The following is a 221-nucleotide window of genomic DNA, read 5'->3' as shown; positions in this document are numbered from 1 at the left end:
ATGGGGAGACCCCACACTACCATCGGCGCTACGGCGTTTCACTTCTGAGTTCGGCATGGGGTCAGGTGGGACCACCGCGCTAAAGCCGCCAGGCAAATCTTGGTGCACGAAACGAATATTTTGCACTGCTGCTGCGTTGGCTGCGTTCGCGCTGCTCAGTCACATACTCATGTATGCTCCTTCACATCGTCTCGTTTGCCGCCTTGCTTCAGCACAAAATC

General features: G+C 55.7%; 1 rRNA gene. It reads right to left on the bottom strand.

What is annotated here, in order from left to right:
- Positions 1 to 93, bottom strand: a 5S ribosomal RNA gene (gene rrf / locus PSSD_RS26135); the annotation flags it as partial.
- Positions 94 to 221 lie beyond the last annotated feature (128 nt).

The organism is Type-D symbiont of Plautia stali (assembly GCF_001485335.1).
In the GTDB taxonomy this organism is placed as follows: Bacteria; Pseudomonadota; Gammaproteobacteria; order Enterobacterales; family Enterobacteriaceae; genus Pantoea; species Pantoea vagans_C.
Note: the sequence above shows the minus strand (reverse complement) of the source record. Positions and strands in the feature narration are given on the sequence as shown.